Here is a 9,136-nt window from a genome sequence, read left to right as displayed (position 1 = left end):
ATCGCCGTCGTCGTGCTCCGGGGATCAGTAGCGGTAGTGGTCCGGCTTGTACGGGCCGGACACGTCCACGCCCAGGTACTCGGCCTGCTCCTTGGTCAGTTCCGTGAGTTCGACGCCGAGCGCTGCCAGGTGCAGCCGGGCGACCTTTTCGTCCAGCACCTTCGGCAGCACGTAGACCTGGTTGGCGTACTCCGGTTCGCCCGTGGCCGACCCCTCGGCCGGCTTGCCGTGCTTGGTGAACAGCTCGATTTGCGCAATGGTCTGGTTGGCGAAGGAGTTGCTCATGACGAACGAGGGATGGCCGGTGGCGTTGCCCAGGTTCAGCAGGCGCCCTTCGGAGAGCACGATGATGGAGCGTTCGGCCCCGGTGCCGGCATCGAACACCCACTCGTGTACCTGCGGCTTGATCTCCACCTTCTGCACGCCCTCGACGCTGGCCAGACCGGCCATGTCGATCTCATTGTCGAAGTGGCCGATGTTGCCCACGATCGCCTTGTCGCGCATCTTCACCATGTCGGACGCCATGATGACGTCCTTGTTTCCGGTCGTGGTGATGAAGATGTGGCCCTCGCCTACGACCTTGTCCAGGGTGGTGACCTGGTAACCGTCCATGGCGGCTTGCAGGGCACAGATCGGGTCGACTTCAGTGACCACTACGCGGGCGCCCTGGCCGCGCAGTGCTTCGGCCGCGCCCTTGCCGACATCGCCGTAACCGCACACCACGGCGGTCTTGCCGCCCATCAAAACATCGGTGGCCCGGTTGATGCCGTCCGGCAGCGAATGGCGGATGCCGTACTTGTTGTCGAACTTGGACTTGGTTACCGCATCGTTGACGTTGATGGCCGGGAACAGCAGCTGGCCCTGCTCCGCCAACTGGTAGAGACGGTGCACGCCGGTGGTGGTTTCCTCCGTGACGCCGCGGATGCCGGCGGCGACCCGGGTGAACTTCTGCGGGTCCTTGGCCAGCGACGCCCGCAGGACGTCCAGGATGATGGTGTACTCGTGCGGGTCCTCGGCGGTGGCGGAAGGGACGGCGCCGGCGGCTTCGAATTCCACGCCCTTGTGCAGCAGCAGGGTGGCATCGCCGCCGTCGTCCAGAATCATGTTGGGCCCCAGCTCGGGGTTCTCGGCGGCGCCGGGCCAGGTCAGGATCTGCTCGGCCGTCCACCAGTACTCTTCGAGCGTTTCGCCCTTCCACGCGAACACCGGCACTCCCTGCGGCTCTTCCGGGGTTCCGTTGCCGACGACGACGGCGGCGGCGGCCTCGTCCTGGGTGGAGAAGATGTTGCAGGAGGCCCAACGGACCTCGGCGCCGAGTGCGGTCAGGGTCTCGATCAGTACCGCAGTCTGCACCGTCATGTGCAGGGAACCGGCAATTCTGGCGCCGGCCAGCGGCTGGGCATCCCCGAACTCTTCGCGCAGTGCCATCAGGCCCGGCATCTCGTGCTCAGCCAGACGGATCTGGTGGCGGCCGGCAGCTGCCAGCGAAAGGTCCTTGACCTTGTAATCGAACGTCACAGTCATGCTCCTAAGCGTTGTCGGCGGAACCGGCGGTGGGGCCGTGGTTGGGGGAAGCGGCGGCGCCGTCGGTGTCGGAATCGGTGGTGCCGTGGTTGGGGGAACCGGCGGCGCCGTCGGCGTCGGAATCGGTGGCGCCTGCACCAGGGCCCGCCTGTGGCAGCAGCACCGGGATGCCGTCTTCAATGCGGTAACGCAGCCGGTCCCCCGCGGTGGTGCGGCCGGTCGATACCAGTTCGTCACCCTCCTGGATCAGTGATGAACCGGTAGCCGGACAGCGCAGGACCGCCAGCAGTTCGGGAGTCAGATGTGCCATGCGATTGTGTCCTTTGGTTTCCAGCGGCATCGGCTGCGGCCGCTCTCCGGTGGCCGGCGCGGCGGGGCTTCGCAGCGGACAGCAGGTTGCCGGGCCCGGCGGGCTGCCCGCCTCCCAGCGTATCGCCCTACTGTTGTCCGCGCAGAATGCGCAGGTGCCCGCGCCGTGTTCCGGCCGTACCTGCCGGGGGCTCCAGAGGCTCGCGCAGGCCGCGCGGGTGGGGCACCTCGTCGGGCACCTCCGGGGTGCGGGCGGCCTCCCGGACAGCGTCGGCCAAGGCCAGCAAGTCGTCAGGATTGGGGGCCGGTGCCTGCGCCGGCAGGGCCAGGCGCATGACTTCCCAGCCGCGGGGCACCGTCAGCCGTTCAGCATGCTGGGCGCACAGGTCGTAGCAGTGCGGCTCCGCATATGTCGCGAGCGGGCCGAGCACTGCAGTGGAATCTGCATACACGTACGTCAAAGTAGCGATGGCCGACCGCTGACAGGCCGAGCGTGAACATTGACGAATGGATCCCACGAGAATGAATCCTACTCCGGGCCGCTTTCCTTACGGGCCATCGGCACGGGCCGCTGAAGGAAAGATTAGGTCACAATCAGGTCGCGCCCCAGCAGCTCCCCCCGGCGGACCGGCCCGCCGGCAGAGGGCGGGTGCCGAATTCCGGTTCCCGGGCTTAAAGTCGGTATATGGAGAACGGACCTTCACTGACTGTCTCGCTTGAGAGCGACGGCGGTGGCTGGCGCCGTCCGTTTGCCGCACGACGCCGGAACCGACGCGGCCGCGGCCTGCGCGGAGACCTGCTGCCCGCCAACCTGCCCGGCCACCTGACCCGGACGGAACAGTTTGAGCAGTGGGTCTCGGAGTCTGCCGAGCGGCTGGAGTATTTCTGGGGCGAGCGGATTGAAGCAGCGCACTTCGTGGTCGAAGACATTCCGCCCCATCTCGAGGAACTGCTGGCCAGGGGGCAAGCAGCGCCCCTGGGCAGCTTCACGCCGGCTTCCCCGGGCCGTCCGGCGGTGGTGACGGTGTTCCGGCGTCCGGTCCAGACGGCCGCCCGGCTGCGGGCTGAGCTGCCGGAACTCATTCACGATGTTGTCGTGGAGCAAACCGCGCAGTTGCTGAACATGGCTCCTGAAGCAGTGGACCCCGGCTATGGCCGGACCCGCCCCTGACCGGCGGTCCCCATCCTGGCCGGCTGTCCCGTGACGGTGGCCGCTGGTTCTAGTAGCCGATATTCACCGGCACTGCGTTCTGCGCCTGCGTGCCGGCAGGTACCGTCAGCACCGAAATGTTGGGGGAATCGGGGGTGGTCAGGACCTGCGCGCCGTAAACGGCGTCGCCGGAGGCACTGATCAGCAAAGCCGCCGAATCGGCGTTGCCGGCTTTGGGATTCACCGTGAGGGTGGTTCCACCGGGGACGCTGACCACCCGTTTCTCGCCCAGTCCGCCTGTGAGGCTGACCGGGGTAAGTTCTATCCGGGCATCCCCGGAGGGCGCATTGAAAACCAGCTGGGAGCCAACACCGCCGGGCACAACCGCCAGGTGGTTGCTGCCGAGCCGGCCCGTGGCGGGAGCCCAGCCAAAGTCCACGGGTTCACCTTTCCCGGTGGCCCTGCTAACCCGTGCGGCTGCCGCAATTGACACATCGGCGCTGACTTCGACGGAATATGTGCCGGCCGGCAGGGACTCGAGCGGCACCTCGGTGATGCTGCCGGCCGCAGCGGTGATGACGCCGCCGCCCGGGAGGCTGACGGGGCCGTCCGGGCCCAGCACACGCACTTCCAGGACCGCGTCGGCCACGCCGGGCACCGCAACCTCCAGGGCCGGCGCTGCCTTCGCATAGCCCTTCTGGTCCCGGATCCCCCGCGCCAGTTTCCCGTCCTGCACGGTGATTCCGGTGACCAGTTGGCGGGTACCGGCCGGAGCAGAGGCCTGCAGCAGTTCGACGCCGCCGGGAGTCAGCTGGCGCAGGACGCTCTGCTGGATGAATCCGGTCACCGGCCCGCCGGAGGACTGGACACGCACGGCCAGCGACTCCTGGTTGGCTGCGATGCCCGCCAACACGATGGAGCGGGACTCTCCCGGTGCCACCAGCAGGCCGCGGGTGCCGGCAGCCTGGATGGGACCTTCGGCCGAGACCAGTTCCAGATCAACCGAGGACGGCGTCTGGGAGCTGTTGTGCAGCTTCAGCACAGACGTGGTGCCCACGGTGGTGGAGGCCCCGAGCAGCCAGAAATCATTGGCCGGTGCCATGCAGTTGGCCGCTGCCAGACCCCGCAGGTCGCCGTCGGAGGCGCGGTAGGTCATCGCGGCACCAGCAAGCGCGGTGGACTCCCCCACCGGGTCGGCCCGCAGCACTGTGGGAGCGGACAGTTCCTGCCCGGACACTACCGCGGCGACCCTCTTGGTCTCTCCGGATGATGCTTGAGTTGGTTCGGCAATCCGCTCCAGCGGGCTGCCGGCTCCAAGCTCGATCAGTTCACTCCCGGGGACTGTGCCGCTGAGGTCGCTGAGTACCACGGCCCTGGCCCTGGTCTGCGCCGTGGTGGAGACCGGACTGAACTGCGGATCGGTGGCCTCTGCGGCACTGTCCAGTAACCGGAGGGGCTCCGGGCAGACTGCGGTGTAGTCCCCCGCGGGGACAGCCGCGGAAACGGGCGGCAGCTCAGCGGCGGCGCCGGGGACATCCACCAGGCTGGCGGCGGCCACGGCAGCTCCTGTCACCAGCAGAAGGCCGGCTCCAGCGGCCGCGCCGAGCGCGCGACCTCGGTCATCGTTCTTCCGCGGGCGGGGTGCGGCGGAACTGCCGGAACGGACGGTCTGCTTGGCGGCCGCAGCGTCGCGGGTGCGGTCCCGCCGGGCGGCACGCTTGGCAGCCTTGCGGTCAACCGGCTGGGCGGCCTCGGTCGTGTTGTCCGGGAGCATCTTGCCGCGGCCTTCGGCAGATCCGTCGCCGGCCGATGAGCCGTCTCCTGCTCCTGCCGTCTTCGGATCGTCCCGGCCACCATTCTCGGTCATCGTTGCTGTCCTTTTCCGGCCAAGGCAATTGCGCTGCCCTCTTCCGGGTCCTTGAGTGCTGCCCGGTGCAGTTCAGCGATGCCGGCATCCGTCCCGGTGGTCTTGATGTGGTCGATCCGCCGCGGCGCGAACCGCTGGCGCGCCGGGATCGGTATGGCCAGCAGGACTGTCAGCCCGATAGCGAGCACTTGGAGAATGCCGATCCACGGCGACCACGGACTTGAATAGCTGATCTTCACGGTACCCGCTGCCGCCGGCACCTCGAAGGCCTGGGCCCAACCGTCCTGCGACGCTTCCAGCCGCGTGCCATTCAGGGTGGCCGTCCAGCCCGGATCCATCCGTTCGGCCAGGATCAACCGGCGGCCGGGTTCGCCGGCGGGAATCTCCCCGCCGGCGGAGGTCCAGCCGGACGGCACCGTTTGCAGCAGCGTGTCATTGGCATCGACCAGACGCACGCGGGCGGTTACTTCCCGCGAGGCCGTGCCGTCTGCGCCGGCCGTTCCGACAACACGCCAGAGCCAGCCGGCGTCCGTGCATCCCACGGAGGTTAGTCCGGGGACAGCGTCGATGCGGCCGGCCAGCAGTTCGGCTGCCGTGTCCGACTCCTGCAGCACCACGAAATCCACGCCGAGCCGCACCAGGGCCGGGCGCGGATCCACGCCGGTGCCGGCCACGATGACCGCGACCGTGTTGCGCAATTCAGCGCTTGCTTCATCGTCCTCGCGCACCTGCGCGTCGGTCAGCGGCCCGGCCAGGGACCGTGCCGCATAGATTGTCGACAGCTGGTCGAGGGTGGTTCCGCTTCCCTGCATCACGGCCGCCGTCACTGCGCCGCCGGTTTCCGCGGTCAGCACGAGAGCGCGCGCCTGCTCAGGCCCGGTTCCGCTGTCGGAGGCCGTGGCGGGCAGCGTGCGGTCGCCGCCCGGCGTGACGGCCATTTTCGTGCCGAAATCGGTCAAGGACCGGGCCTCGGTGGAAGCCGTGTAGCCCGTGAACCGGGGCACCAGCCAGTGGGCAAGGCTGGCAACCGGGCCCAAGCCCAAGAGCACGACGGCGATGACCGCCACGGCGCGGTGCCAGCCGGACATCCGCTGCCCTGTTGCGGGGGCATTCGCCGCCTGCAGCCGTTCGCCGGCGATGAGAGCCGCGCCAAGGAACAGGAACAAGGCCAGCGAGACGAACGGACCGGTGAAGGGTGTGACCACCGCTCCGGGTACAACGGCCGTGGCCAGCAGCGAGGAGCCATAGGAGGCCGCAAGTGTCAGGAAAGCGCCCAGCCAGAGCAACCGGGCGCGGCCGGCCCCTTTCCCCGCGATCGGACCGGCCACGGCCAGCACCAGCATCGGAACGGCGACGACGAGCGCGTAGACCAGCGCCCACGGCCCGTGGGCCAGATCCTCCAGCATGCCGGCTCCGGCAAGTCCGTCGCCGGGGCCGAAGGCGAGCGGAAAGCCCATCAGCTGCTGCCAGAGCGGAGCGGCGTGGAAAGCCTGCGGGAGGCCGGGATCGCCCAACAGTGCCCGCGGTTCATCCAGCCCGGCGACGAATACCGGCAGGGCCAGTGCAAACGGCGGGATGAGCGCCCACCAGACAGTCCTGGCCCGCCGGCGCACTGTCAGCACCACCACGAGGACCAAGGCAACGACCACGGGCAGCAGCGCTGGTGCGGACGCTGTCACCCCGGCAAGGCAGAGCCCCGCCGCGGCCGCGGCAGTCCAGGACGGGTTCCCGTTGATGCCGGGCTTGTTGACAGCTTCGTGCGGCCGCGGCGGACGGCTGGTGTCGGTGCGTTGGACGGCAGATCCTGTCGCCCGGAACAGGCCAAGGACGGCCCACGGAATCAACAGGTGGGCGATCAGTGCGCCCAGGCGTCCGGTGCCCATGGCGACGTGGAGCGCCGGGACGCTCGCCCAGAAAACCGCCGCCCAGAAACGCAGGCCGCGGCGCTGCGTGATGGCCCCGGCAGCGAACCAAGCGCCGGCAGCGGCCAGCGGCATGGCCAGCAGAACCAGCGTCAGGACAGCCGCAGAGCCGTTCCCCAGCCCCAGCAAGGCCAGAACGGCCAGTAGGTAGCCGAACGGATCCCCGTGCCCGGGCAGGCCAGAACCCAGCGAGATCCACCAGCTCGAGGCGTTGTGCCAGATTTCGGCGACGGTGGGAGAGACCGGCAGCAATCCGCCGCCTACCAGCGCCGCTGCCCCGAAGAAGTCGAACATGCCCACGGTGGACACCAACGCCAGTGCGACGGCGGCGGCGACCAGTCCCGTGCCGACCCAGGTCCGCGCTGGTCCCGCGAGGGCTGCGAAGTCGTCGGACCCGCCGGTGGGCTGGTCGCTGCTGCCGGCATCCGAACCGGAGCCGTCCCCCATCACTGAGGCGGCGAGCTCGGGACGCAGAGACTCGGCAAGGGAGCGGCGGTAGGCCCTGACCTCGCGCCCTGGAACCATCAGCGGCCGCACCATCGCCCGCGGCGTTTTGCGGGTTTTGGCTGCTTGCCGCCGGGAGGCGATAAGCCCTGCAGGGCGGAACAAGCCGGCCAGGGTTGCCCCGAGCTGGCGCAGGCCGTGCATGGGATCCTTTGCCACCACCGAGGCGCAAAAACTGTATAGCCCGCCGAGCAGGGCTCCGATCCACAGGAAGGGGACCATCCACCACGGGGCGTGCTTCAGCCGCAGGTGGATTTGCGCCGTGCGGGCAGCCCTGGCCGTTGTGTGGTCGCTGTCCCGGGTGGCATGGCGAACGGCCGCGGTAGGAACCACCACCACACGGTGGCCGGCCAACCTGTTCCGCCAGCAAAGATCCACGTCATCTCCGGTGCCGGGCAGCGCTGGGTCAAAGCCACCCAACTGCTCGTAGACGTCGCGGCGCACCAGCATCCCGGCGGAGTTGACGGCGAAGAAGTCGCTGCGCCCGTCGTACTGACCCTGGTCCAACTCGTCCAGGTCGATCATCGTCAGGCGTTCGCCCCAGCGGCTCACAGTCAGGCCCACGTCGACCAGCCGTCGCTGGTTGTCCCAGTCCACTTGCTTGCAGCCCGCGATGGTCACCGAAGGTGCCGTCTCCACGGCGAGCAGCAGTTCCTCCAACGCATCGGGTTCCGGGGCGGATTCGTCGTGCAGCAGCCACAGCCATTCCTGCGCCCTGCTGTCCTCGCCGGTGGGCTTGGGCAGCTCGGCCAGCCCCACCCGTACCGCGGCACCGAACCCGGCGCGGGCCGACGCCGCGGCCACCGGGCTGCCGGCAGGCAAATGCGTGCGCAATAGCTCGGCGGAAGCATCAGTGGATCCGGTATCCACGCCTAAATAGACGTCGGCGGGCCGCGTCTGCTGAGTCAGGGCCGCCAGGGTCCGGGGGAGGTAGGAAGCGCCGTTATGGGCAACTACAACGGCGGTGACGCGAACTTGCTGCTGAATCAGAGTGCTCTTTTCCGTAGCCGGCGGCGCTCGCGCTCCGACAGCCCTCCCCAAATGCCGAAACGCTCGTCGTTCGCCAGTGCGTACTCCAGGCACTGGGACCGCACAGTGCACGCGCCGCACACCTTCTTCGCATCGCGGGTCGATCCGCCCTTTTCAGGGAAGAAGGCCTCCGGGTCCGTCTGGGCACAGAGGGCATCGGCCTGCCAGCCGAGTTCGCCCTCGTCTTCGTACCCGGTCCCGAAACCGGGCAATCCGATCCACAGCGGCTTCCGTGCAGGGTCGGACTGAGCCGGCTCCTGCAGCAGGCGCGGAGCAGCCAGCTCCAGCACTTCGGCTTCCGGTTCCTCCGCCAAGGCTTCGTGCGCCGCGAGGAACGCGGTGGCCGCGTCCTCGAGTGTCTGCTGGCTGGATTCACGGAAGCGCTCCGCCGCCGCCGGATCAGCCGGATCCACATACCAATCTGCCGGTACGCCGCGCGATGCCGAAGCCTGTGCTTCCAGCTCCCGCCGGTGTGCACTACGTTCTGCCTGCCCCATCAGCCCTCCCGGTGTTCCTGTACCAGCATGGTGCTAGATTCATGTCCAGCGCTGGATCTCAGCTCCGAAACACGAGAATGCTGTTACACGTTTAATACCTAATTACATGGGTGTAATACGGTTCAAGTCAAGCGCCGGCGGGAATCTTAGATACCTGCCGGCCGAAATCCCGGTACGCCACGCGAGAACTTCCCCCTGTGATCTGCACCACAAGCGCCTAGTAAGCGCCAGCTGACGCGTCCCGCAGCACCCGGCCCCGACCTAAGGACCACTGTGAGCCCCTCCTCCACCATCACCGATCTGCTGGCCCGGCTGCGGCCGGACACCTCCCCCT

The 9,136-nt window shown here is 68.4% G+C and carries 7 protein-coding genes; 1 reads left to right on the top strand and 6 read right to left on the bottom strand.

Annotated features, from left to right (window positions below; genetic code table 11):
• Positions 1–24: 24 nt before the first annotated feature.
• The 3 genes from ahcY to AC5RWT_RS31180 all read right to left on the bottom strand — a co-directional run bounded on the left by ahcY (position 25) and on the right by AC5RWT_RS31180 (position 2,351).
• Positions 25–1,518 carry an adenosylhomocysteinase gene (ahcY, locus tag AC5RWT_RS31190; protein WP_494083596.1) on the bottom strand — a complete coding sequence of 498 codons (1,494 nt, stop codon included), beginning with the start codon at positions 1,516–1,518 and terminating at the stop codon, positions 25–27.
• A 10-nt stretch (positions 1,519–1,528) separates the two neighbouring features.
• The gene (locus AC5RWT_RS31185; RefSeq protein ID WP_494083595.1) at positions 1,529–1,834 is read right to left on the bottom strand and encodes a Trm112 family protein; all 306 of its coding nucleotides are present in this window, start codon (positions 1,832–1,834) and stop codon (positions 1,529–1,531) included.
• A gap of 127 nt (positions 1,835–1,961) precedes the next feature.
• Entirely contained in the window at positions 1,962–2,351 is a 390-nt protein-coding gene (locus AC5RWT_RS31180; RefSeq protein WP_493968315.1) for a DUF3499 domain-containing protein, read from the bottom strand.
• Between the two features lie 167 nt (positions 2,352–2,518).
• Between AC5RWT_RS31180 and AC5RWT_RS31175 the strand changes: the two genes are divergently transcribed.
• Entirely contained in the window at positions 2,519–3,004 is a 486-nt protein-coding gene (locus AC5RWT_RS31175; RefSeq protein ID WP_494083594.1) for a metallopeptidase family protein, read from the top strand.
• 49 nt (positions 3,005–3,053) lie between these two features.
• Here the strand turns inward: AC5RWT_RS31175 and AC5RWT_RS31170 are convergent, their stop codons facing one another.
• The 3 genes from AC5RWT_RS31170 to AC5RWT_RS31160 are packed head-to-tail and all read right to left on the bottom strand — an operon-like array spanning position 3,054 to position 8,802.
• Positions 3,054–4,850 carry a DUF5719 family protein gene (locus AC5RWT_RS31170; RefSeq protein WP_494083593.1) on the bottom strand — a complete coding sequence of 599 codons (1,797 nt, stop codon included), beginning with the start codon at positions 4,848–4,850 and terminating at the stop codon, positions 3,054–3,056.
• On the bottom strand, positions 4,847–8,359 hold the full coding sequence (locus tag AC5RWT_RS31165) for a glycosyltransferase (protein ID WP_494083592.1): 3,513 nt from the start codon (positions 8,357–8,359) through the stop codon (positions 4,847–4,849). The genes AC5RWT_RS31170 and AC5RWT_RS31165 overlap by 4 nt, the downstream gene beginning before the upstream one ends.
• Positions 8,263–8,802, bottom strand: a complete 540-nt coding sequence (locus AC5RWT_RS31160) for a WhiB family transcriptional regulator (protein WP_494083591.1) — start codon at positions 8,800–8,802, stop codon at positions 8,263–8,265. Before AC5RWT_RS31160 ends, AC5RWT_RS31165 begins: the two co-directional genes overlap by 97 nt.
• Positions 8,803–9,136: the final 334 nt, after the last annotated feature.

The sequence above is a fragment of the Arthrobacter sp. Dra40 genome, from assembly GCF_059091905.1.
This window is presented reverse-complemented; position numbering and strand designations above follow the sequence as displayed.

What these genes read in the sequence shown, in the direction of transcription:
- AC5RWT_RS31185 (WP_494083595.1), bottom strand. Translation starts at nt 1,834, where the DNA reads ATGGCACATCTGACTCCCGAACTGCTGGCGGTCCTGCGCTGTCCGGCT.
- AC5RWT_RS31175 (WP_494083594.1), top strand. Translation starts at nt 2,519, where the DNA reads ATGGAGAACGGACCTTCACTGACTGTCTCGCTTGAGAGCGACGGCGGT.
- AC5RWT_RS31170 (WP_494083593.1), bottom strand. Translation starts at nt 4,850, where the DNA reads ATGACCGAGAATGGTGGCCGGGACGATCCGAAGACGGCAGGAGCAGGA.
- AC5RWT_RS31160 (WP_494083591.1), bottom strand. Translation starts at nt 8,802, where the DNA reads ATGGGGCAGGCAGAACGTAGTGCACACCGGCGGGAGCTGGAAGCACAG.